The 25,650-nt window shown below is 34.6% G+C and carries 22 protein-coding genes; 13 read left to right on the plus strand and 9 right to left on the minus strand.

What is annotated here, in order from left to right; genetic code table 11:
- Positions 1-55: 55 nt before the first annotated feature.
- The 3 genes from R2Q16_RS03900 (at position 56) to R2Q16_RS03910 (ending at position 5,320) form a co-directional block, all read left to right on the plus strand.
- Positions 56-3,229 (plus strand): TonB-dependent receptor, encoded by a 3,174-nt coding sequence (locus R2Q16_RS03900; protein ID WP_316735267.1) that lies wholly within the window; start codon positions 56-58, stop codon positions 3,227-3,229.
- 105 nt (positions 3,230-3,334) lie between these two features.
- Positions 3,335-5,086, plus strand: coding sequence for an ABC transporter ATP-binding protein (locus R2Q16_RS03905; RefSeq protein ID WP_316735268.1), 1,752 nt, complete (start codon positions 3,335-3,337; stop codon positions 5,084-5,086).
- A 15-nt stretch (positions 5,087-5,101) separates the two neighbouring features.
- Positions 5,102-5,320 (plus strand): PLDc N-terminal domain-containing protein, encoded by a 219-nt coding sequence (locus R2Q16_RS03910; protein WP_316735269.1) that lies wholly within the window; start codon positions 5,102-5,104, stop codon positions 5,318-5,320.
- A 311-nt stretch (positions 5,321-5,631) separates the two neighbouring features.
- Here the strand turns inward: R2Q16_RS03910 and R2Q16_RS03915 are convergent, their stop codons facing one another.
- From R2Q16_RS03915 to R2Q16_RS03940, 6 genes are all read right to left on the minus strand, one after another.
- On the minus strand, positions 5,632-6,915 hold the full coding sequence (locus R2Q16_RS03915; protein ID WP_316735270.1) for an MFS transporter: 1,284 nt from the start codon (positions 6,913-6,915) through the stop codon (positions 5,632-5,634).
- Between the two features lie 86 nt (positions 6,916-7,001).
- Positions 7,002-9,107: an ATP-dependent DNA helicase RecG gene (gene recG, locus R2Q16_RS03920; RefSeq protein ID WP_316735271.1), complete on the minus strand. Its 2,106-nt coding sequence runs from the start codon at positions 9,105-9,107 to the stop codon at positions 7,002-7,004.
- Between the two features lie 5 nt (positions 9,108-9,112).
- Positions 9,113-10,015, minus strand: a complete 903-nt coding sequence (locus R2Q16_RS03925; RefSeq protein ID WP_316735272.1) for an EamA family transporter — start codon at positions 10,013-10,015, stop codon at positions 9,113-9,115.
- A gap of 2 nt (positions 10,016-10,017) precedes the next feature.
- Entirely contained in the window at positions 10,018-10,398 is a 381-nt protein-coding gene (locus R2Q16_RS03930) for a RidA family protein (RefSeq protein WP_316735273.1), read from the minus strand.
- Between the two features lie 16 nt (positions 10,399-10,414).
- On the minus strand, positions 10,415-10,549 hold the full coding sequence (locus tag R2Q16_RS03935) for a DUF6728 family protein (protein ID WP_316735274.1): 135 nt from the start codon (positions 10,547-10,549) through the stop codon (positions 10,415-10,417).
- Positions 10,550-10,645: 96 nt separating this feature from the next.
- Entirely contained in the window at positions 10,646-11,992 is a 1,347-nt protein-coding gene (locus tag R2Q16_RS03940) for an OmpA family protein (protein WP_316735275.1), read from the minus strand.
- Between the two features lie 173 nt (positions 11,993-12,165).
- Between R2Q16_RS03940 and R2Q16_RS03945 the strand changes: the two genes are divergently transcribed.
- Positions 12,166-13,455: an aminopeptidase P family protein gene (locus R2Q16_RS03945; RefSeq protein WP_316735276.1), complete on the plus strand. Its 1,290-nt coding sequence runs from the start codon at positions 12,166-12,168 to the stop codon at positions 13,453-13,455.
- On the opposite strand, the gene meaB is transcribed toward R2Q16_RS03945, so the two are convergent.
- Entirely contained in the window at positions 13,442-14,341 is a 900-nt protein-coding gene (gene meaB, locus R2Q16_RS03950; protein WP_316735277.1) for a methylmalonyl Co-A mutase-associated GTPase MeaB, read from the minus strand. The two genes, R2Q16_RS03945 and meaB, sit on opposite strands and share 14 nt — an antisense overlap.
- A 75-nt stretch (positions 14,342-14,416) precedes the next feature.
- On the opposite strand from meaB, the gene R2Q16_RS03955 reads away from it, so the two are divergent.
- The 6 genes from R2Q16_RS03955 to R2Q16_RS03980 all read left to right on the plus strand — a co-directional run bounded on the left by R2Q16_RS03955 (position 14,417) and on the right by R2Q16_RS03980 (position 20,585).
- A complete protein-coding gene (locus tag R2Q16_RS03955; protein WP_316735278.1) occupies positions 14,417-15,292 on the plus strand; it encodes a glycosyltransferase family 2 protein in 876 nt (291 codons plus the stop codon).
- Positions 15,293-16,279 (plus strand): glycosyltransferase family 2 protein, encoded by a 987-nt coding sequence (locus R2Q16_RS03960; protein WP_316735279.1) that lies wholly within the window; start codon positions 15,293-15,295, stop codon positions 16,277-16,279. It abuts the gene before it with no gap.
- A gap of 128 nt (positions 16,280-16,407) precedes the next feature.
- A complete protein-coding gene (locus R2Q16_RS03965) occupies positions 16,408-18,228 on the plus strand; it encodes an ABC transporter ATP-binding protein (protein ID WP_316735280.1) in 1,821 nt (606 codons plus the stop codon).
- A 3-nt stretch (positions 18,229-18,231) separates the two neighbouring features.
- Complete coding sequence (locus R2Q16_RS03970) at positions 18,232-19,035, plus strand: hypothetical protein (RefSeq protein WP_316735281.1); 804 nt, start codon at positions 18,232-18,234, stop codon at positions 19,033-19,035.
- Positions 19,035-19,772, plus strand: a complete 738-nt coding sequence (locus tag R2Q16_RS03975) for a glycosyltransferase family 2 protein (protein ID WP_316735283.1) — start codon at positions 19,035-19,037, stop codon at positions 19,770-19,772. The genes R2Q16_RS03970 and R2Q16_RS03975 overlap by 1 nt, the downstream gene beginning before the upstream one ends.
- A 9-nt stretch (positions 19,773-19,781) precedes the next feature.
- Complete coding sequence (locus R2Q16_RS03980) at positions 19,782-20,585, plus strand: DUF5672 family protein (protein WP_316735284.1); 804 nt, start codon at positions 19,782-19,784, stop codon at positions 20,583-20,585.
- A 1-nt stretch (position 20,586) separates the two neighbouring features.
- Here R2Q16_RS03980 and R2Q16_RS03985 read toward each other — a convergent pair whose 3' ends face one another.
- Positions 20,587-21,534, minus strand: a complete 948-nt coding sequence (locus R2Q16_RS03985) for a glycosyltransferase (protein ID WP_316735285.1) — start codon at positions 21,532-21,534, stop codon at positions 20,587-20,589.
- A gap of 84 nt (positions 21,535-21,618) precedes the next feature.
- On the opposite strand from R2Q16_RS03985, the gene R2Q16_RS03990 reads away from it, so the two are divergent.
- On the plus strand, positions 21,619-22,557 hold the full coding sequence (locus tag R2Q16_RS03990) for a glycosyltransferase family 2 protein (RefSeq protein WP_316735286.1): 939 nt from the start codon (positions 21,619-21,621) through the stop codon (positions 22,555-22,557).
- Between the two features lie 122 nt (positions 22,558-22,679).
- On the plus strand, positions 22,680-23,762 hold the full coding sequence (locus tag R2Q16_RS03995; RefSeq protein WP_316735287.1) for an acyltransferase: 1,083 nt from the start codon (positions 22,680-22,682) through the stop codon (positions 23,760-23,762).
- 508 nt (positions 23,763-24,270) lie between these two features.
- Here R2Q16_RS03995 and R2Q16_RS04000 read toward each other — a convergent pair.
- The gene (locus R2Q16_RS04000) at positions 24,271-24,726 is read right to left on the minus strand and encodes a PA2169 family four-helix-bundle protein (RefSeq protein WP_316735288.1); all 456 of its coding nucleotides are present in this window, start codon (positions 24,724-24,726) and stop codon (positions 24,271-24,273) included.
- Positions 24,727-24,918: 192 nt separating this feature from the next.
- Here R2Q16_RS04000 and R2Q16_RS04005 point away from each other — a divergent pair, with 192 nt between their 5' ends.
- Positions 24,919-25,641: a hypothetical protein gene (locus R2Q16_RS04005; protein ID WP_316735289.1), complete on the plus strand. Its 723-nt coding sequence runs from the start codon at positions 24,919-24,921 to the stop codon at positions 25,639-25,641.
- The last annotated feature ends 9 nt before the right edge of the window (positions 25,642-25,650 follow it).

The raw sequence follows: 25,650 nt of genomic DNA on the forward strand, positions 1-25,650 counted from the left end.
AATTTTAGTTAATACTGTAATAACAATTTTGCACCATAAATCAGAAAAACTAATCATGGTCAAAAATTTACTCTTAGCAGTATTAATGCTGTGTTTCTGTGTTTCAAGTTCCCTAAAAGCACAAACAACACAAGCTTCAATTTCCGGTAAGGTTACCGATGAAAAAAAACAACCAATTCCAGGCGTTTCTGTTCAGGTTAAAAACAACTCAACAGGTTTTACAACCCGAACATCAACAAACGCACAAGGAGAATACACCTTTAAAGAACTTCCTTTAGGTGGACCATATACCATAAAGGCACTTTACATTGGTTATGCTGAGCAGAACAGAACAGGTTTTATGCTGAACCAGGGAGATGCGGTTATTGTAGCCATCAACATGCAAGAATCAGCTCAAAATCTTGGCGATGTTGAAATTAATGGTTCATCATTAAGAAATAAAGTACAACAATTTGGTGCTTCAACAGAAATTTCATCAAAAACGATGAACATTTTACCTGTAAACGGTCGTAACTTTTCTAGCTTAACAGATTTATCTCCATTAGCAGGACCGGGCGGTATTTCTGGTCAGTTAGGTTCATCTACGAATTTTACTATTGACGGTATGACGGCGAAGAACCCAACATCTTCAGGCAGTACAACCAGTCGTAGTGGTGCGCCATACTCTATCTCAATAGAAAGTGTGCGAGAGTTTAAGGTGGTAACCAATCAATACGATGTTAGCTTAGGCCGCTCAGGTGGTGGAACAATTAGTGCGGTAACCAAATCTGGTACAAACGAAGTTACAGGAAGTGCATTCGCTTATAACCGTGCAGATTTTTTAGCCAGTAAATATGACATCAGAGGAAATCCTAGAGTTAATGATTTCTCAACTTATCAATATGGTTTTAGCTTAGGCGGTCCCATCATTAAAGATAAATTACATTATTTTGCAGCTTGGGATCATCAAAGAGATTCTCGCCCATTAATTATTGCTGATATTAATTCAGATGCAGACGTTGCTCGTTTTAACATTACAAACAGTACCTTAAATAACTTTTTAGGTGTTGCGAGAAGCAAGTATGGCGTTGCTAACACACAACAATTTGGTTCTTTCGCCAAAAAAAGAGGTACAGATGCTGGATTTCTTCGTTTAGATTGGCAAATTAATGATAAGAATTTATTGACTATCAGAGATAACTATACCAATGATAGAAATCCATTAGGTTTAGGCGATAATACAGCGATAAATTTCTATGAAAGTTACGGTAATGATAAAAACGTTGATAATAGTTTATTGGCTACATTACGTTCTACAATTAGTAGCAAAGTTACCAATGAGTTAAAATTACAACATTTATATACATACCAAGCCAGTACTCAGAATGATGAGTTAGGTTTTGCTATACCAAGGGCTGTAGTTTCTAACTTAGAATCTATATCTCCTACTACTGGAGCTACACTAGCGACTGCCGTTCAAATTGGCGGACACCGTTTCGGGCAGGAAGGTTTTACCAATAACGTTTTCCAATTGGTAGATAATTTTTACTACAATACAGATAAAATCAAATATACTTTTGGTGTAGACATTATGTACACCCATGCAAAATCATTGTATGGTAGTGAAGTAAATGGACGTTTTACATTCAATAGATCAGGTACGGGAGCAACTGCGCAGACTGCTTTGCAAAACTTCGACAATTTAATACCTATTAGCTATTACAGAGAGGTTCCTTTAGTTGCCGACCCAACTGTTACAGGTAATTTATGGAATACAGCAGTTTATGGTCAAATGCAAACTAAATTAGGTAAAGGTTTAGACTTTACCGGAGGTTTACGTTTAGACTTTAGTAAATATCCAACATCTCCACTTAACCAACAACTATTTGATGCGATTGGTGTAAGAACAGATCACAAATTAAAACAGTTTTTAGTTCAGCCCCGTATTCAGTTTAATTGGGATATTAATGAAAAACATACAGACTATGTTCGCTTAGGAGCAGGTATTTTCGGCTCTGACATTAATAACTACATGACCATTAACAACCTTACGTTTGATGGTAAACACTTTGCAACGGTTGATGTAACGGGTACTGGTGTACCAACGCCTAACTTTATTGGCTACAGAAATGGAAGTGCAACAGCGCCAACTTTAGCAGCGTTACAAATTCCAACCATAAATACTTACGCTGAAGATGCTAGAATGCCAGTAGTTTATAAAGCCAACTTATCATACAATAAATTAATAAACGATAAAATACGTATTGGTATTACTGGTTATGCAACATTAGCACGTAACAACTATATGTATGTGGATAGAAACATGGTTGCAAATCCTTTCTTCAGATTATCAAATGAAGGAAACAGAGGCGTATATGTACCAGCAAATACGATTATTCCGGGTAATGGAACTACAGATTGGAAAACAGGTCGTTTAACAAATGCATTTGGTAGGGTATTAGAGTTAAACAGCAAAGGAAAAGTTAACCAATTTGCTGTGGTTGTAGATGCTACCTGGAAATACTTTAAAGATGGAGAAATTTCTGCGAGTTTTACCTACAACGATGCCAAGGATAATACTTCATTTAACGGTAACGTAGCCAATTCGGCAACTTTATCTTTACCTGTTGTTGATGATCCAAGAAACTTAAACAACATGACTTATTCGAACGGTCAATTCAGAAACAAGGTTGTTGTTTATGGAACATTGCCATCATTTTATGGTATCAAGGCTGGTATTCGCTATTCAGGTATTGGTGGTACCAGATATAGTTTATTATCTGGAGGAAACACAAATGGCGATTTCGTGGCAACAAACGATTTAGCATACATCTTCAGTCCTACAAATACAAGTGTACCAGCAGCGCTTAGAACTGCTTTACAAACTTTATTAGCCAATGGCGATGCAAGTCAAAGTTTGAAAGATTACATCACAAAATATGAGGGCACATTTGCACAACGTAATGGTGGTATAAATGGCTTTTTTGGTACAGTCGATTTAAGATTAGCCTATGAGTTTAAATTTGGCAAAAAACAAAAGTTAGAAATTTCTGGCGATTTGTTTAACGTAGCCAACTTATTTAAGAAAACCTGGGGTACATCAGAAACATTAGGTACTCAAGCACTTTACGCTGTTACTGGTTTTGATGCTGCAAGCTCGAACTACAACTACCGTTTAAATAATACAGGAGTTGTAAATCCAACGGGTAATCCTTGGCAGGCTCAAATTGGTTTGAGATACGGATTTTAGTCATAGAAAGATACGGCGTATCTTTCCAAAAAGTCATAAAAAAAGGGAATGGATTTTTATCCATTCCCTTTTTTTATGTTTGCACTTACAAACAACAAAACTTTAATGGGATTATTATTAGACTACCTGAAAAACCACAAATGGATTGTGGTTTTGGCGTTACTGCTTGCAGGTTTAAATATCGGTTTTTCACTACTAGATCCATATATAACGGGCAGAATTTTAGATCGTTTCATCAATCAAAAAGATAAATTAACCTATAGCCAATATTTATGGGGCTCTTTAGGTTTAATCGGTTTGGCTATTGGTGCGGCAATGGTTTCTCGTATTGCTAAAAACTTTCAGGATTATTTTACCAGTGTTATCGTACAAAAGGTAGGTGCAAAAATGTACGCCGATGGATTGCAGCATTCGCTGAAATTACCCTACCAAGTTTTTGAAGATCAGCGTAGCGGTGAGACCTTGGGTATTTTGCAAAAAGTACGATTAGATTCAGAGAAATTCATTACCTCATTCATCAGCATATTGTTTGTCAGTTTAATCGGGATGATTTTCGTTATCGTTTATTCTGTTTCAATAAGCTACAAAGTTACTTTGGTTTATTTCACGGCTATTCCAATCATCAGTTTTGTAAGCTGGTTTTTAAGCCGCAAGATTAAAACCATTCAACGTTCAATTGTTGGCGAAACTACTGCTTTAGCTGGCTCAACAACAGAATCACTAAGAAATATTGAATTGGTTAAAAGTTTGGGCTTAGCCGATCAGGAAATTGAAAGATTAAATAAAACCACCTATAAAATTTTAGGCCTGGAGCTTAAAAAAGTAAAGTATGTTCGCAGTATGAGCTTTGTTCAGGGTACTACGGTAAACCTGGTGCGCAGTACCATGATTTTGGTTTTGCTGCTACTCATCTTTGATAATGCCATTACCGCCGGACAGTATTTAACATTCTTGTTCTATTCTTTTTTCCTGTTTGGCCCTTTGCAAGAACTTGGCAACGTTATTTTAGCCTGGAGAGAAGCAGAAGTTTCATTAGGTAACTTTAAGAAAATTTTAAGCACTCCGATTGACAAAAAACCTGAGAACCCGGTATCCATAGAGAAGATTAAAGATTTAACCTTTAGTGATGTTGGCTTTAAACACCAAACCGCTAACAGAAATGCTTTAGAAAATATCACCTTCAAAACCCATAATGGACAAACCATCGCTTTTGTTGGTCCTTCGGGTTCGGGTAAAACAACCCTAGTTAAGTTATTGGTAGGTTTATATCAACCCAAAGAGGGCGATGTGCTTTACAACGGTATTTCGAGCAAACAGATTGATTTAGATGCCTTACGCGAAAAAATTGGTTTTGTAACCCAGGATACACAATTATTTTCGGGCACGATTAGGGAAAACTTACTTTTTGTAAACCCAACTGCAACCGATGAAGAATGTTTTAAAGTACTAAATCAGGCAGCTTGTCAAACTTTGCTGGCTCGTGCCGATAAAGGTTTAGACTCGTTAATTGGTGAGGGCGGCGTAAAAGTTTCGGGTGGCGAGAAACAGCGTTTATCAATCGCAAGGGCTTTGTTAAGGCAACCAGATATTCTAGTTTTTGATGAAGCAACTTCATCTCTAGATTCTATAACGGAAGAAGAAATTACTAAAACGATTAGAAACGTATCTGATTTAACCGACCACATTACAATCTTGATTGCACACCGTTTATCAACCATTAAGCATGCTGATGTGATTTATGTTTTAGAGAAAGGACACATTATCGAACATGGCAAACATGAGGAACTAATTGCTCAGCAAGGTTTATATCAGGCCATGTGGCGCCAACAAATTGGCGAAAGGATTGTTGAAGCTTAATACATCAGAAATATTATGCTATTACAAACTAATGTTAGCAGCAATCAAATTGCGTTATTTATTATTATCCCGGCTATTTTATGGCTGATATTGATACTTGTGGCGCTTTATCACATCTCAAGAAATAGCGGAATGAATTTTACGGTTAAAGTTTTGTGGTTTATTATTATCGTTATGGCTCCGTTTTTAGGCTCGATAGTTTATTTGATTTGGGGGAAGAACAGAAAATTTTAAGGTTTTTCCCGCAGATTTAAAAGGAAAAGGAACGCAGATTTTCGCTGATTTTTGATAGGGGCACATTGTTTGGAGCGACGATAATAGTATTACAGGATTGTTGTAAATAAACCTGACTGTACGGAAATACTTTTAAAATAGCATCGGCCTTAAATATATTGTCATGCTGAGGTACGAAGCATCTGCAACCGATGAAACAGATTCTTCGTGCCTCAGAATGACAGAAGTTTTTAAAAGATTGGAGTAAAAGCAGGATGATGCTTAAATTTTAGCACGTTCCTGCCTTTTCAAAATCAAAATTTATATTTTATTTAGCCTTTGGCAGTTTGCTCATTTATATCTTGCAAACTCAGCTTCGTTAACGGTTTTGTTTTTAGCCAGGTGATGAACGCAATTGCGATGGTCATGCTTCCGCCGAAAACTACGGCAGGCACAAGGCGCATGTATTTTGCCGTTAAACCGGATTCAAATTCGCCGATTTCGTTTGATGAACCAATAAACATACTGTTTACAGCAGATACTCTTCCACGCATTTCGTCGGGTGTAAGTAATTGCATAATCGTTTGTCGGATGAGCACACTCACGCTATCAAATGAGCCTTCTAAAAATAAGAAAAACAGGGTTAAATAGAAGTTTCTAGATAAGCCGTAACAAACAATGCTTAAACCAAAACCAGTTACAGCAATCAGTAAATTTCTCCAGGGTTTGCCCATAGGCGAAAAGCGTGTCATGGCCAACATGGTAATTACAGCACCTAATGATGCAGCGCCCCTCATCATGCCCAAACCAAATGAACCGAGGTGAAAAACATCTTTGGCGAAGATTGGCAACAGCGCAACCGCACCACCGAAAAACACAGAAAATAAATCTAAACTCATTGCCCAAACCATCATTTTGGTTTTAAATACAAACTGAATACCTTCTTTTAAACTGTTGAAAATATTTTGAGTTGGTAAATAGGTTGCCTCATGTTTTTTAAAGGTTAAAATACAGATTAATGCAATTGTAACGAACAGTACAATTACGCTGTAAGCTGCTGTTATGCCCCAAAGCCAATTGACCAATCCACCCAGAGAAGGACCAATTACAGTAGCCAATTGAAAACTGCTCGTGCTCCAGGTACTTGCATTAGGATACAACTCTCGCGGAACAATTTTCGACATTAAAGAAAATGTGGCCGGCCCAAAAAAACCTCTTGCGATACCTATACAGAAAACCAATCCGTACATGATTAATACAATTGCATCTTCTTTTAAATGAAGATACTTGCTGGTTATAAATAACATTAAAACAGAAACAAACCAAACGCCAGAAAAAATCTTGATTAGCAAACCTCTTTTTTCACTTTTATCGGCAATATAACCACCATAAAGTGCAATACATATCGCCGGAATTACCTCACAAAGTCCAACCAAACCAAGTTTTAACGGATCATGTGTTAAATCGTATATGTGGTAAGCGATGACAACCGCCTGCATTTGGTAAGCGAGTGTAAAAAAGAAGCGCATACCTATAAAAGAGCGGAATTCTTTATAGCGTAATGCAGCGAATGAATCTGGTTTTAGAACAACGGAATTGGGGTCTGAATCTGCCATTAGAAATTTTTATGCAAAACTACGTTTTGAGAAATTAAAATTGTATTAGATTTTTACTTAAAAAAGTAATTTACCGATAAATGATATTAAGAAATTTTATCGAAAGAAATTCCTCTTTGTAATTTTAGTAAATGCGCCTTCAATAACGCATGTTCTGGTTTCTCTAATTGCGCATCGCTTTCAAAAATTGAGATAACTGTATTTCTGGCTTCTGATAATATTGCCTGGTCTTTTGCCAAATCGGCAAGTTTTAAATCAAGCACGCCACTCTGTTGAGTTCCGGTTATATCTCCAGGACCACGTAACTGTAAATCTATTTCTGAGATTTCGAAACCATTATTGGTTCGCACCATCGTTTCTAATCTGATTTTCCCTTCCTTGCTGAGTTTGTTGCTACTCATTAAAATGCAAAATGATTGTTCGGCACCACGCCCAACACGACCACGAAGCTGATGGAGTTGAGATAAACCAAAACGCTCAGCATTTTCAATTACCATTACCGATGCATTTGGTACATTCACCCCAACTTCTATAACCGTTGTTGCCACCATAATCTGGCTTTTACCATCAATAAACTGTTGCATTTCAAATTGCTTGTCGGCATTTGGCATTTTGCCATGCACAATGCTGATTTGATAATCCGGTCTTGGGAATTGGTAGCTGAGTTGTTCAACTCCGGCTTCAAGATGGAGCAGGTCTAATTTTTCGCTTTCCTTTATCAGTGGATAAACGATATAAACTTGTCGGCCCTTGGCAATTTCCTGCTTCATAAAGCCAAACATTCGCAAACGCTGACCTTCAAATAAATGCCGGGTTTCAATCGGTTTTCTTCCGGCAGGTAGTTCATCAATTTGCGAAACATCCAAATCGCCATACAGTGTCATCGCTAAAGTGCGGGGAATTGGTGTGGCTGTCATCACTAAAATATGTGGAGGAATTACATTTTTACGCCACAGTTTTGCCCGTTGTTCTACACCAAACCGATGCTGTTCATCGATAACCACTAAACCCAAGTTTTTAAACTGAACCTTATCTTCAATTAAAGCATGGGTACCTATTAAAATGTCGATTTCGCCGTTTTCTAATTGCTCATGGAGAATGGTTCGCTCTTTCTTTTTGGTATTACCTGTTAAAATGGCAACTTTAACCAAATCATCGGTAACTAAATCGGTAATCGATGCATAATGCTGACGAGCCAAAATTTCGGTTGGCGCCATCATACAAGCTTGGTAGCCGTTATCGTTGGCTAACAACATGCTCATTAGTGCCACAGCAGTTTTTCCGCTACCAACATCACCTTGCACAAGCCTATTCATTTGAATGCCACGTTGAGTATCCAAACGAATTTCCTTTACAACACGCTTCTGTGCATTAGTTAATTCGAAAGGGAGAAATTCATTATAGAAACGATTAACCTTTTCACCAACTTTATCAAACACAACACCCTTGAATTTTAATTGTCTGAGTTGCTTGTTGTGCAGTAGCTGCAATTGAATAAAAAACAGTTCCTCAAATTTTAACCTTCTTTCGGCAGCGTTTAAATCAGTTTGGTTTTTAGGAAAATGGATATTTAATAAGCTTGTTCGCTTATCAGGAAGTTGATACTTGGCTAAAATATAAGACGGCAAATTTTCATTAACCTGCGGGATAACCTGATCAAGCAATCCGGCAATTAAGCGTTGTAAACCTTTTGAATCGAGATTAAATTTTTTAAGCTTTTCTGTAGAGTTGTAAACTGGTTGTAAAGTCTGGTTTCCTCTGCCTGCAACCTTACTTTGGTACAATTCCATCTCCGGATGGGAAATGCTAAACGTGTTATTGAACAAAGTTGGTTTACCAAAAGCTACATACGCGGCACCAACTAAAATGTTTTCCTCTACCCATTTTAAGCTTTGAAACCAAACGAGTTCCATCAACCCTGTTTCATCTTTAAAAACAGCAACAATCCTTTTCGTACGCTTTTCGCCAACAACCTTTTTGCTAACAATGCGACCAATAATTTGAATGTACTGGGAATCGAGGTTGATGTGCTTGATTTTATGATACTTTGTTCTATCGATATACCTGAAAGGATAATGCGAAAGCATATCCTGAAAAGTAAATAAACCTAAATCCTTTTTAAGTACATCTGCACGGCTCGGACCTACGCCTTTTATAAACTCTACAGGTGTATCTAAAATCGAGTTGAACAAAATATTTACTGCTTTTTAAAAACTAAACCTTTTATCAATTGAACATTAAAAATAATAATAGAGAAGAGCAAAAGCAAATAAGCAAAAAGTTGATGCATATCAATTTTCTCCTTAAAATAGAAAAAAGCTACGGCGAATGCCACAATTGGATTCAGATAAATTAAAATACCGAGTGCCGAAGAAGGCATTCCTAAAAGTGCATAAGAATTAAGAAAAAGCGGAATAATGGTAAATATTATCGCAATTAAAAATATATGCGACCAAAAGAAAGTATCAGCTGGAAAAGGCGCTGCGCTTGCTAAATACATGGGCAACAGCAACAAACCTGAGATAATTAACTGCACACCTAAAAAATTAAACTTGTCGATGTGCTTAATTACTTTCAGTAAAATTACATATAATGCATAAAAAGATGCGATAACAACTGCCCATAAAACCTCATGCAAAGAACCAGTCGCCAATAAAGCGATACTAAAAAATGCAATAAGCAAAGCTATTATTTTTGCTTTTGATAATTGTTCTTTAAGGATGATAAAACCACATAAAGCCGTAAGTAATGGACAAACCATATAAGCGAAGGCTGCCGATTTTAAACTAACACTATTTACTGCATAGATGTAAGTGAACCAGTTTCCGGTAATTAAAACAGCAGAAAAAAAGGTTAATGAAATTAACTTAGATTTCTCCTTACCAGAAATAGATTTTAGATAAGTTAAATCACTTGCCAAAGCTTTTTTTCTGAAGAACAAAATTGTGCTCCACACTACCACAATGGAAATAAACAGACGATAATATAGTATTTCTTGGGGAGGAAATCCTTTTATATTTCGTAAGGGAACCGACATTGTTCCCCAAATAATATAGGGAATAATGCCGGCAATAAAATACTTTGCTTTACTTGCTGCCAAAATTAACCTTTAACCGCAATTACAGAAATCTCAACATTAACATTTTTTGGCAATGCTGAAACCTGAACGGTTTCTCTTGCAGGAAAATCTGAGGTAAAATATTTTCCATAAATTTCATTTACTTCCGCAAAATTGCCCATATCTGTTAAAAAAATACTACTCTTAACAATATTGTCGAATGTTAAACCTGCCTCTAACAATACCGCCTTTAAATTGCGCATAACCTGATGTGTTTCCTCTTCGATGTTAGGCATATTTAGTTCGCCATTTTCAGGGTTTATAGCAACCTGACCAGACACGAAAAGAAAATTACCAGCCATTACAGCCTGGTTATAAGGACCAATAGGTGCCGGTGCACTGGTGGTATTAATAATTTGTTTCATTTTATAAAATTATGATTTAGAAAAGCCACTGAACGAGCTTATAGATTATGCCTGCAAGAAAAACAATAATGGCCAGCGCATTTATAAAATGCATAATTTTTAAATTAATATTGTTTGGCCTATCGGGATTCTTTTTCCTAAAGAAATACATAAAGCAAACTTAGCAAAAAAGGCGTAGCCTTAAAATTAAAAGGCATAAAAAAAGCCCCGATAAAATCGGGGCTTCTTAAACTTTTATATTGAAATACTAGTTTCTAGCAGTTTCAACACGACGGTTTTGGATACGACCTTCTTCAGTATCGTTTGTAGCAATTGGATTTGCTTCACCTAAACCTTTTGTAGCAACTTGACTAGCGTTAACGCCAGAGTTTACTAAGTAAGTTTTAACAGAGTTAGCTCTGTCTTTAGATAATTTCAAGTTATATGCAGCAGTACCTTCGCTTGAAGCGTAACCAGATACAGTTACTTTACCACCGTTTTCACGTAACACTGAAGATAATTTATCTAAAGTAGGGTAAGACTCAGTTTTTAATACTGATGAGTTGAAATCGAAACCGATTTTCTCGAAACCAGTTACATTTGAAGTTGAATCAGGTGCTTGATATTTTGGAAGTGGGCAACCTGAACCATCAACAGCAGTACCAGCAGGAGTACCTGGGCATTTGTCGAATTGATCAGCAACACCGTCACCATCAGTATCTTTTTTCAAATCTTCAACAGATTTTTCAACAGCAGAAACACGGTTTTTCAATGCTTCAACTTCTTGACGTAAAGTAGGATCTTTTAACTCATCGTACATAGTAGCTAATGGGTTAGACCATTCTAAACTTGGTTTTGCAGAAGAACCTAAAGAGAATTCTAAACCAGCATAACCGTAAGAGAATTTATCTTTAGTTTGACCTTTAGCATAAACTCCGTCTAAGTTATCAGCGTCAACAAAGTTCATAGTGTAACCTAAGTTAAAGTTAACACGCTCTGAAACTTTGAATTTAACACCAGCACCAACTGGGATATACATACCTTTTACGTAATCTTTTGGAGAATCATGTCTGTCATCAGCAGGACCTAAAGCTTTACCTTTCCAATCAACAACTGCACCGTTAGTGTAAGTTACTTTTGGAGCATAAGCCATATAACCAGCACCAGCAGTAACGAAGAAACCTACAGCGTTTTCGCGACGTAAGAAATCGATAGAACCGATGTTGATAACACCACGTAAATCTACAGCATATTGCATTTGAGTTTCGAATTCTCTAACAGTAGCACCAGTTACACCTTCGTTAGTACCAGAAAGTTTACCGCGAGTTCCGTTTAATTCTAATCCGAAAGCATGGCTTAATTGTTTACGGATGTTTAAACCGTAACCTAAGTTAGCATCCCATTTGTTAAAATCATTAGTACCACCAATAGCAACAATCGGCATTAATACACCACCGTGTACGCCAATTGACCATGTTCTGTACTGAGCTCTTCCACCAAATACCTTGGTAGAAGAAGTTGTTGCAGGAGCATCCTGAGCGACAGCAAGAGAAGCAACTCCTGTTAATGCCACTAAAGAAAGCGCAACACTTTTCTTTAAAGTAGAATAGTTCATAATCTTTTTTTCTTTTTTAAGGGTTAAACAATTTAATTGATTAATTTTTCAGTAACTGCAAAATTAATCAAAATATTAAATTTTCAAACTTTTATACAAACTCCGTTCCAAACTTCGCTATCCGTTATCATTTTCTTACATTTGGCCATCACCTGTTTTACAATATAATAATTATGAAATATCCACAAATCAATCAGGATTTATTTGTTTTAAATAGAAAAAATTTCATTAAACAACTTAAAAACAACTCTTTAGCTATTTTTCAATCTAACGATGAATTCCCAAGAAGTGGCGACCAGAATTTTGTATTTAAGCAAAATCCCGATTTATTTTATTTATCAGGCATTGATCAGGAGCAAACAATTTTGCTGCTTTATCCTGATTGTCCTAATCCTTTGTATAGAGAAGTCCTATTTTTAAGACAGACCAATGATTACATAAAAGTATGGGAAGGATATAAATATACTAAGGAACAAGCTTTAGCAACTTCTGGCATTAAAAGTATATTTTGGTTAGAAGATTTCGACAATATCTTACACAGTATTGTTAACTATGCAGACAACATCTATCTTAATACAAATGAAAATGATAGATATGCGCATACAGTTCCATATCGGGATATCAGATTCATAAATGATATCAAATCTAAATATCCTTTGCATCATTTTGAACGTTCAGCGCCAATTATGCGAGCGCTTAGGGCAATAAAATCGGATGTTGAAATCGAATTAACTAAAAAAGCTTGTGCCTTAACCCGCGATGCTTTTGTAAGGGTTTTGAAATTTATTAAACCTGGGGTTAATGAATATGAAATAGAAGCAGAGATTATTCACGAATTTATAAGACAAGGCGGAACGGGTCACGCTTACACGCCAATAATTGCTTCGGGGCACAATGCAAACATTTTGCATTACAACGATAATAACCAGGAATGTAAAGCTGGCGACGTAATTTTATTCGATTTCGGTGCAGAATATGCAAATTATAATGCAGATATGAGCCGCTCGGTGCCAGTTAGCGGTCGTTTTACGCCAAGACAAAAAGAAGTTTACAACGCTGTGCTTCATGTAATGAAAGAAGCAACAAAGTTAATTGTTGATGGAACAGTTTGGAATACTTATCACGAGCAAGTTGGGGAAATAATGACCGAACAACTTATTAAGTTAGGTTTAATTTCTACTGAAGATGTAAAAAAACAAAGTGCAACATGGCCGGCTTACAAAAAATACTTTATGCACGGCACTTCACACCATTTAGGTATTGATGTGCATGATTTTGCGGGAAGATATACGCCATTTGCTACCGGTAACATCTTAACTGTAGAACCAGGCATTTACATTCCGGAAGAAGGTTTGGGTATTCGTTTAGAAAACAATATTCTGATAACCTCAAACGGAAATATTGATTTAATGGCTGATATTCCGTTAGAAGCAGAGGAGATTGAGGATATTATGAACTCATAAATTCATCAGCAAAACGATAAATATTAAAATTATCATTTTTTAAAGCTTCGCGAATCGCATCGCGGAGCTTTCTTTTATCTACATTTTTCATTCGCTCCTGCTGAATCAGCTTTAAAGCTTTTTCAGAGAACAGGAATGTTTTTCTTTCAGATGAATTATCTTGTTTAATATTCACCATCCAATTACATAAATCATCAACGCCAGTATTTTTATCAGCAACAGTTTTAAAAACTGATATTTCTTTAGTGCTTTGATGAACCATCTTTTTTAGGTTATTTGCAAAAGTATCGGCACCTTCCCTATCTGCTTTATTCACCACAAAACAATCTGCAATTTCCATCAATCCAGATTTTATATTCTGAATTTCATCGCCCGATTCAGGTACCAAAACCACTATCGTTTTATCGGCCAAACCAGCAATTTCGACTTCAGATTGTCCAACGCCAACGGTTTCTACTAAAATTAAATCGAAATTGGCTGCTTTTAAAACATCAACCATTTCGATAGTTTTAACTGAAATGCCACCCAATGCACCTCTTGTTGCAAGTGAGCGAATAAATACATTTGGATTGTTAAATTGATTGGCCATACGGATTCTATCGCCTAGTAAAGAACCAAAATTAAATGGAGAGGTAGGGTCGATAGCTAAAATAGCAACACGCTTATTTTCTTTAGAGAAATAATTGGCAATTGCATTTACCAAGGTACTTTTCCCAGCTCCCGGCGGACCTGTAATACCAATAACCTTCACATCAGCCTTGCTATCTAAATCTCGCAAAATTGAATTTGAGGGCGCAATATCATTCTCAACCAGTGTTAAAGTTCTGGCCAGCGTTTTAACATCGCCCTGCTTAATTTCGCGGATAACCGATAGGTTGGTATTCATCAATAAAACTATATTTGTACAAATAAACAAAAATATAAAGCGTTAAGAATCTAAAATCATCAACAAATTTTACAAATGAAAGTTACCGGATTTACCTTTATCAGAAATGCTGTTGCAAACGATTATCCGGTAAGAGAAGCTATACTTTCTGTTTTGCCTTTATGTGATGAATTTGTTGTTGCGCTCGGCAATTCTACTGATGAAACTGCGGCTTTGGTTAAAAGCATCGACCCAAAAATTAGAACCTTTGATACCGTTTGGAATGAAAGCTTAAAGGAAGGCGGTTTTGTTTTTGCCGATGAAACCAATAAAGCCATTGCAGAAATATCAAAAGATACAGATTGGATGGTTTACATTCAGGGCGATGAAGCCATACATGAAGATTATTTGCCGCTGATAAAGAAAGAAATGGAAGCCGAACTACATAATAGTAATGTAGAGGCTCTGCTTTTAAAGTACAAACATTTCTATGCTTCTTATGATTATCTGGCAGAGTCGAGACGCTGGTATCGAAGAGAAGTTAGGGTTTTAAAAAACCTTCCAGGCATACATTCTTATAGAGATGCGCAAGGTTTCAGAATTAACGATAGAAAGTTAAAAGTGAAATTAATTGACGCTTATATTTACCATTATGGATGGGTAAAACCACCAAAAGGTTTGCAAGGCAAGGTTAGAAATTTCAACCAATATTATCAATCTGAAGAGTGGATTGAAGAACGTTATCCGGTTCAAAATACGTTTGATATGCATAATGCAGATAGATTGGTGCATTTTGAAGGAACTCACCCTAAAGTTATGACGGAAAGGATTGCTGCTGCAAACTGGAAATTTGAGCAAGACTTAACGCAGTTGCCTTCAAAAATGAATTTCAGGAGAAAGCTTTTGCAAAAAATTGAAGATTTAACCGGGATGCGTTTATTCGAATACCGTAATTATAAAATTGTGAAGTAGATGCAGAAAAGCGTTTCAATTGTTATTCCTAATTATAACGGCAAGCATTTATTAGAAAATTATTTGCCATCTGTTTTTGCAGCTGCAGAAAATGCTCAAACCAATTTTGAAGTTATCGTAATTGATGATGGCTCAAAGGATGATAGCATCAACTTTATCAAAAGCAATTATCCAAATATCAAGCTGCTCATCAATGATAGAAACCGGGGTTTTTCTTACACCTGTAACCACGGCATCCGCGAAGCGAAATATGAATTAATTTTACTTCTAAATTCGGATGTTAAATTAACACCTGATTATTTTACGCATCAATGGAAATATTTTGAACACAAAGATACTTTTGGTGTTATGGCCAGAATTATGAGCGTTGATGGAAGCCGAATTGAAGATGCCGCCCGACTTTTATATTATAGCGGTTGCCGCATTAAAGCCAATAAGTTTTATTACAGCGAAAACACAACTGATGAACAAGTTTATACTGCTTATTTATCTGGTGCAAATGCTTTGGTTGATGCTAAAAAATTAAAAGAACTGGGTGGTTTTGATGAAATATTTTCGCCATTCTCTTCAGAAGATTTCGATTTGAGCTTAAGGGCTTGGCAATTAGGCTGGAAATGCTATTACGAGCATCAATCCATTTGCTTTCATCACGTAAGCGGCAGTACGAAAACCCAGATAAAATCTAATTTTATTAAGAAAATATATTATCGCAACCGGTTTTTATTGCAAGCCATTCAGCTTAATGGTTTGCGCTTAAACTTACTGCCTTTACATTTACTTTTTGCAGAGATAATCCCCAAAATAATTACCGGTAAATTTTGGATTTGGAGTGCATTTCAAGAATACAAAGGCATGAAAAATGTAATTTCAGTAAGTAGAAATAGATTACACGACCTGAAAAGCAAATACAATTCGAAGCTTAACGTAAACGATATAATTGAAATTATCAATAAATCAATTGAAGTTAAAAACATAAAGCGATTGTAATTTTAAGCCTACCGGTTTTGAAAAAACTATTGGTTTATTTCAAAACCGTACATTTGCTAAGTTTTAATTAGATTTTTTTGGATGATGTTTTGTACTTCATCCAACATACATATTCCATTTTCTATAAAATGAAGACCTATTTTCGTTTATTATCTTTTGCCAAACCAATTGAAAAGTTTGCCATCCCTTATGTTATCGCAACGCTTTTTGCAATTGTTTTCAATACCTTTCTTTTTACATTATTGGGACCGTTAATGAGCGCTTTGTTTTTAAATAAGCAAACCATTGATATTAAACCAAGTGGCGAGAGAAGCGCACTAAATCTTTTCGGACAATTTAACGATTACATGGCAACTGTTATTGCCGAAGATAAAGTATATGCATTGCAAGTAATCTGCGTTGTTATAGTAGTTACTGTGTTTCTATCTAATTTTTTCCGTTATTTTTCTCAAAGGTTTATGGAAGATTTGAGGGTTCATACCCTTTTAAATTTACGTAAAACCGTATTTGATAATGTAATGAACTTACATGTTGGCTATTTCAACAATGAGAGGAAAGGCGATATCATTTCGAAAGTTGCTTCTGATGTTCAGGTTGTACAATTTACGGTAACAAATACCCTGCAAGTGGTTTTCAAAGAACCTTTACAGCTTATATTTTTCATTGCAGTTTTAGTAGGAATTTCATTTAAACTTACTATTTTCTCACTTTTAGTTATTCCAATTTCTGGCTTTATCATAAGTAAAATTGTTAAAAGATTAAAGCAACAAGCTACCCAATCGCATGAATCTTTTGCAAAAATGATTGGTTTTCTGGATGAATCTTTAAGTGGGATAAAAATCATTAAAGCGTTCAATGCATCGAATAGAGTAAAAGAAAAGTTTGGAGAAGAAAATAAATTTTACTCTTTTCTAAACAGAAAAATGGCCAGAAGGCAACAGCTGGCTTCTCCGGTATCGCAAACTTTGGGCGTATTAGTAGTCGTTTTCATTCTGCTTTACGGCGGTACAATGATTTTAAATGGAAAGGGAGATTTATCAGCCGATCAATTTGTGGTTTACCTTGCAACATTTAGTCAGGTTATGCAGCCAATTAAGGCTTTAACAGATTCTTTTAGTGGTATTCATTCTGGAATTTCGGCTGGAGAACGTGTGTTAGAGTTGATTGATACTAAACCAGAACTTAACAATAAGCCAAATGCAACTTCATTAAATACATTTAACGATGCATTAGTTTTCGAAAATGTTGCATTCAATTATGGCGAAAAACAAGTTCTGAAAAACATTAACCTCACCATAAAAAAAGGAGAAACTGTTGCCTTGGTTGGTCCATCAGGTGGTGGTAAGAGTACAATGATGGATTTAATTCCACGTTTTCATGATCCAAAATCAGGCGCAATAAAAATTGATGGCATTGATTATAAAGATTTAGCGGTTGAAAGTATACGTAATAATATGGGAACGGTTAACCAAGAATCATTTCTGTTTAACGATACCATTTTTAACAACATCGCATTCGCTAAACCAGATGCAACCGAAGCCGAAGTTATTGCGGCAGCGAAAATTGCCAATGCACATGATTTTATCGAAAATACGGAAAGTGGCTATCAAACTTTTGTTGGCGATAGAGGTAACCGATTATCGGGCGGACAAAAACAAAGGGTTTGTATTGCCAGGGCAGTTTTGGCAAATCCGCCGATTATGTTATTGGATGAAGCAACTTCTGCCTTAGATACAGAATCAGAAAAGTTAGTTCAGGATGCTTTAAACAATTTGATGAAGAATAGAACTTCTATTGTAATTGCACATCGCTTAAGCACTATCCAACATGCTGATAAAATTGTAGTTATTGATAAAGGTGAAGTAATTGAAACAGGTTCGCATCAGGAATTAATGCTGAAAAATGGCTTGTATAAGCGGTTAATTGATATGCAAGCTTTTAACGATTAGAAGATGAGCGCAAGCATTTTAGATATTGCAAATTCAATTCAAGCAGAAAATTATGCTTTTGAATTTTCTATCTGCACCTTGGTTACCCGAAAGCAAGAGTACAATGAAATGCTCGAATCTTTCTTATCTAAAGGTTTTACTAACGATAAGTGTGAGTTTATTTATGCTGATAATACTGAAAAAAATAACTTCGATGCTTTTTCAGCTTTCAATCTATTCTTAAAAAAAGCCAAAGGAAAATACATCATCATCTGCCATCAAGATATTTTAATAAATAAGGATGGTTACGATGATTTATTAAAGTGTATTTGTTTACTCGATAATATAGACCCGAACTGGGGCTTATGTGGTAATGCTGGTGCAGCCGGCCCAAACCATATTGTTTACTACATTTCCTATCCTGATGGAACTTTTATGAACAAAGGTAAATTTCCTTTGAAAGTAACGGGTTTAGATGAAAATTTTCTTCTGGTAAAAAACAGTGCAAACCTTAAAGTTTCGAATAATTTAACCGGTTTTCACTTGTATGCAACAGATTTAGTATTGCAAGCCGAATTAAATGGCTTTTCATCTTACGTAATTCCATTTAACCTTACACACAAAAGTCGTGGCAATCGAAATAGTGATTTTTTTCGCATCAGAAACGAATTAATAAACAAATACAATCGGTTTTTTAGAACTAGGTGGGTACAAACCAACTCTACTGTTTTTCATTTATCAGGTTCTTTTTTAGGCAGATTAACCGGAAATCCATTATTTTTATTTTTCGTAAGGATGTTTAATGGTGTAAAAAAGAGGGCAAATTAGTGATTGTACAAGAAAATAATCTGTTAAAGAAAAACATCGACTTTCCATTAGTAAGTGTAATAACTGTAACCTATAATGCTAGTGAATTTATTTCAAAATGTATAGATAGCGTAAAGGCTCAAACGTATCCAAATATTGAACACGTTATTATTGACGGAGGAAGTACAGATAATACACTCGAACTGGTAGATGGTAGGGTTGAGTTTTGGATTAGTGAAGAAGACAAAGGAATTTATGATGCGATGAACAAATCTGTTCAATTTGCGAAAGGCCGATGGATCTTATTTCTTGGAGCAGATGATACCCTATTATCTGGTTTTAGCGATATGTGCCTATTATTAAAGGATAAGAATTGCATTTATTACGGCGATAGTAAAATAAACCAACATGTATTTGGAGGTGAATTTAATGCCTATCGCTTAGCGAAATTTAACATTTGCCATCAAAGTATTTTCTATCCTAGAACAGTTTTTGATCGCTATCATTATAATCTAAAATACAAAGTGAGGGCAGATCATGATTTAAATATTAGATGTTATGCAGATTCAAATTTAAGATTTCAATACTATCCTATGTTTATTTCTCAATTTGCAGATGGAGGTTTTTCTAGCGTATTTGAAGATAAAGCCTTTTTTAAAGATCGAGGAAAAATTATAAAAGAAGCATTTGGTTTTAAAATTTACCTCCGTTATATACTTCGTCGATTAAGGCATAAAATTAAAGGCAGAAAAAGCTAATATAAAATTATGAGCAATCAAAATATCGTTATTGTTCCACTCTATAAAAGTGAGCTGAATAAATACGAGGTCATATCTTTAACGCAATGTTTTAGTATTTTTAAAGAGAAAACTATAATCGCCGTTAAACCAACGAACCTTGATATTTCATCAATTTCTATTAATTTCCCCTTTAATAAGGTTATTTCTTTTGATCATCGTTTTTTCGAAAGCATTCATGGTTATAACGAATTAATGTTATCTGCATACTTTTACAAGGAGTTTTTATCTTATAATTTTATGCTTATCTATCAATTAGATACATTCGCTTTTGCTGATAAATTAGATTATTGGAGTAGCCAGGGTTACGACTATATTGGAGCACCTTGGATTAAACCGCTAAAGAACAATAATAAAATAAATCAATTCATTTATAATTTAAAAAGTTACCTATACACCAAATTTAATATAACCCGAGATGGTTTGCCGAAGAGTAAACAATTTTACAACAAAACTGGTAATGGCGGCTTTTCTCTCAGAAATATAGAATTGTTTTATAAACTTGCGGTTAAAGAAGCAAATTTAGCACAACAATACATCAATCTTAAAAATTTAGCTTTTAACGAGGACCTTTTTTGGTCAATAGAAGTGAATAGAAAAGAAAAACGGATACAAATTCCGGATTATAAAACATCATTAAAATTTTCTATAGAATCATTTCCTGAATTTGGATATGAAATTAATGGTAAAACATTGCCTTTTGGATGCCATGCATGGGAAAAACATTTAGATTTTTGGAAGGATAAAATTGAAGCTTTTGGATACATCCTTTAGCTTATTCAATTTTCTTACCCAGATACTTAAATTTAATATAGTAATACCTGAGTTTCAAATATGAGCCAATCTCCATATTCGACTTTTTCTTATATTCCTTCAAAAACCTTAAAATATACTCTTCGTCAAATTTAAGCTCTACTAATTTAGAAAGTATTCGTTTGTAAGCTCTTTTTTCAATTAAGTCCTTATGCTTTTCCGAGATTTTAGCTACTGATCTGGGTAAAGAATTTTCCCACTTTTTATGCAATTTTAAGGTATCGTAAAGCCAGTCGCGATTATAGCCACCCTCAGAGAAATGTTCTAAAAGGATGTCAAAAGTTACCACAACATCGTAAAACCGGCCTACATTTAAACAAAAATCTAGATCATAACAGTGGAAACCTTTCAGCATGTCTTCATCGAAACCTGTTTTACCTACAACTTCTTTTGTAGTACAAAACCACATTCCATCAACTGTAACTACCTTTTCAAATGAACTATTGTTTGGATTAGAGTAAACATGAATCGGCGGTTTATTACTATGCTTAAATTGCTGCAAATAATTTCGGAATATTAAGTGCTCTTCAGAACTCTCAGAACCCCAGCTTGATGGAGCAAAAGATTTATAAGAACTACCAGCTACGCCAGCAATTCCAATATTTGGATTCATTGAAAATAAATCAATCACTTTTTTTCCCCAATCCTCTGTTTTAATCTCAATATCTTCATGCATATAGCAAATCAAATTATATTTAGCTTCTTTCGCTGCAATATTATAAATTTCGCATAGAGATTTTTTTCCTCCAGAGTTTTCAAAACTTAAAATTTCGAAATCCGTACCAATTGTCTTTTCAATATTTTTCTTTATATCAATTAACAAATCACTTTTTACTGAAGCTATAACTATTGAAATCATATATTTGCAGGAATAATGCTGGACTAAGCTAATAAAAATACGGAAATCCATAAAGCAGATTTAGCTTTAGCTGAAAAACGAACCTCGTTTCTAACTATTAATCTCATAGTGGAAATTGGTTAATAATCTATCCTTATGCTACAAAACAATCCTTTAGTATCAGTTGCACTTTGCACTTACAATGGCGAAAAATTCATAATTGAACAGCTTGAAAGCATAATTAATCAAACCTATGTTAATTTAGAAATTATTATTATCGACGATTGTTCAACTGACAATACCTATGAGTTGCTAATCAATTTAATAAAAGGACTACCTAATATAAAACTTGAAAGAAATACTCAAAACATCGGATTTACAAAAAATTTTGAAAAAGCAATTGGTTATTGTCAAGGTGATTTTATCGCCATCAGTGATCAAGATGATATTTGGAACTTAAACAAAATAGATGTTCTTGTAAGTGAAATTGGCGAAAATAACCTAATCTTTCACGATTCGTTATTAATAGATGAAAATGGAGAGTCAATTAAAAATCTCAAAGTTTCAGATAAGACAGAAATATATCAAGGAAAATCGAATCTATACTTTTTAACCAGTAATTGTATATCAGGGCATGCATGTATGTTTAGAAGAGAGCTTTTAAATTTTGCTCTTCCATTTGATAAGAGGTTTTTTTATGATTGGTGGATTGCATTTGTTGCTGCCAGTATTGGTACAATAAAATACATCCCAAATGCTTTAGTAAGCTACAGGCAGCACAGTAATAATATTACAGATATTTTATCGAAGAATAAAAAAAGTAAAAATAATCAAGCAGGGAACAATTATTTTAAATATAATATCGAATGGATTGAATTTGCTTCGAAATTTAAGTATCTGAAAAATGCAAAGGAAGTGAAATTTATATATAAAACACTTTTAGATTATAGTAAGGGTAAACGGGGAATTAACTTTATAAAATTTCTCTCAAAATATTACACTAAGCTTTATCCTGTTAAAGAACGATCTGGTTTGAGCAAATTAAATCAGATAAGAAAGATCTATTTTTCACAACCTATTGTCTTGGAGAAATAAATGTTAGTTTTCTTTTCACCCTTACTGTAACAATCTTATTTCGAAGGTTCTAAAACTTAAACCAGTTTAACAATTTACGCTCTAATTTTAGAAAAAAACTTAGCGCTTACCGAATAAAACATATGCCTGAAACAATAATGAAAGATAAAATCAATTACGATTTTATAGACTCTTTAAGATTTATTGCAATAATAACAATTGTTATAGAACATAGCTATTTTTGGCCCTCTTACCAATATTTCAAAAATATTGATGAACAAATTATTCAAACCATAACAATGGAATTGTTTAAGTTCGGAACAATCACTTTCTATATTTTAGCTGGGTTTTTAATTGGCGATAAAATTCACACAACAACTTCACTTCAATATCTTAAAAGAAGATTTGATGGAACTTTTAAACCATGGCTATTTTGGATTATTGTTTTTTTGATTTTGATTTATGCAAATGCTTTAATCATTTTTATAAAAGGTGGTGATGCTCCGGCGTTTGAAAATCCTTTAATGTATTTCTGGGAAAAAATTAAGTATATTATTGTTGACACAAGCTTTTGGTTTATTCTTAACTTTCTAGGTAGCATTTCAATATTACTACTGTTCAGAAGATATCTTTACAGTAAGTGGGTTGGACTTTTACTCGGTACCTGTTCCATATTTTATTCTGTTGACATATACTACCATTGGATACCTAGTGGCCACACAACCGCAATCTTAGGATTTGTTTTTTACTTGTGGATAGGTGTAATTTTACACAAATATTTTTCACAATTTAATGAGTGGATTAAGCTTATAAAGCTTTGGCATTTAATACTTTTATCAGCAATTACTTTCTCTTTATCATGCTTTGAAAGTTTATATATAATGAATAATCATATTCATGCTGATCCATACAATACATTAAAAATTACTAATATAATATACTCATTAGCAGTATTTTTGCTTCTTTATAAAATTGGTAATCCAAGATGGATAAAGAACTTAAATCCAAGAAGTAGCACATACGGAATACATTTAGTTCATTATATTATTATTGTACAGATATTGCCCACAATATTCAATCCCCTCGGCATAACGCCTGCGGGCAAATCATCTATAGAACTTGTGATAATCCAATACATTCGATTTTTTATAGCTTATTTTGCGAGTTACTTTTTGGTGTATTTAATCAATAAATCGAATAGAATTAAATGGATTGTTGGACAATAATTATTGTAAAAAAATCAGTTATCAATCTTTTAATTTCATCATGAGACTCATTTAAGGATTGTGTATTATGGATTTAAATTACTAGGATGAGGGCTCAATCCATTAGTAGTAGCGGTTGATGCTAATACCAAAGCCGCATTCTCCTGAATAATCTTTCAGTATATTATGGGTATTTGATAAGAGTTTGATAACCCTTTGTTAACCTTTTGGGTAAGCAAGGGGTTAACAAAGGGTGAAGTATTTCAAATTTTATATGATGCTGATATATACAGGAGGGATAACATACTGATCACTACAAGACAAGCTGTGTAGATTTTAGTTTATTGATTAACATTTAAATTATTCATCTTTTGCTAATCTATCCTTATAGGATAATATGAGTAAATAAAAATTCAATTCCTAATCCGCAAAACCACATTATTAAAAAGTTGTTATAAAAAACGGCTGTCAGTTATTAAACTGACAGCCGCTATGTAGAATCATTTTGATCCGATTAGATAGATTCAAATTATGCATGTGCATCACGCAATCTTTTAATCTCATCATGAGAAACTCTTAAAGATGCTTTTTGCTCAGAAATTAATTCTCGGATATTAGCCGGAACACCTTCTACCTCTAAAGCCATTTTATATGCGTTTTGTGCAGCATCTTCTCCAAACTCACAATTATTTAATACCGTTTGGCGATCGTGGCCTGTAAATAAAGCTTTAACATCCATCCAGGCTCTGTAAATTTTACCTGAGTTTGTTGTACCTGTTTCTACGTCCTCCCCTGCCACACTAATTTCTTGCGCTAAAGCCAATTTATATTTCTGGCTTTCTTCAATCATATTTAAGAACAAAGACTTTAAGTCAGCATCGCCATCCTGTAATTCTTTACGAGCTTTTTCATAACCTTCAATTCTATCATTATTAATTTGTACCAGGTCGTTTAAAACCTCTGCGGTTAATGTTGTAGTATTCATGTTTTTTATATTTATAGTTTCGATGTATATAAGCAACACTATGATTTAAAAAAAGGTTTGTCATTTTCTAGATTATTTACAACATTTTGCTATAAATGGATATTACCAATCTGTTAATTTATAGTCGCAATTTTTTTACCCAAAAACTTAACACCATCAGTTTAAACATTGGTTTTATAAATGCACATTGCAATGATTAAACTATTTGTATTGCCAGATATGATTGCACTAATTCAGAATCCGCCAGATGGAGGTACCGCTTATACCGAAACTAATCTGGCGAACTTTTTCCCCGAGCCACTTAACACAATAACAAGTTGTTTTTTCCTGGCGATTGCGGTATATTTTAGTATTAGGGTTTGGGGTAGTTTTAAAACTTATAAGTTTCTAACCTTTGCGTTGTTGCTGCTGTACATTGGTGGCATTGGCGGTACAACTTATCATGGATTTAGGCGCTGGCCTATATTTATAATGATGGATTGGATGCCAATAATGTTACTCTGTTTATCGGCTGGTGTTTATTTTTTGGCGAAGATTACCAAATGGTACTTTGCCGTTTTGATAGTTTTGATGTATGCAATTTTTCAATTCCTATTACGCAAGCAATTTACCGGAGAGGACTTTCAGATATTCATCAATATAAATTATGCATTTATGGCTGCATTGGTTTTATTTCCCGTTTTTGGTTATCTGCTAAAAAGTAACTGGAACAACGGAAAATGGGTAGGTTTTGCGCTGCTTGCATTCATATTTGCCTTAACATTTAGAATTGCTGATAAATGGGAGATTTTAGCCGTTGGCACTCACTTTTTGTGGCATACATTTGGGGCGATTGCCTCATTCTGTATGCTGAATTATATTTTCCTGGATAGCAGTAACTATCAATTGAAAAACAAAAAAGCTCCAAATGATTAGTTTGGAGCT

The sequence above is a fragment of the Pedobacter aquatilis genome (assembly GCF_032678425.1).
Classification (GTDB): Bacteria; Bacteroidota; Bacteroidia; order Sphingobacteriales; family Sphingobacteriaceae; genus Pedobacter; species Pedobacter aquatilis_B.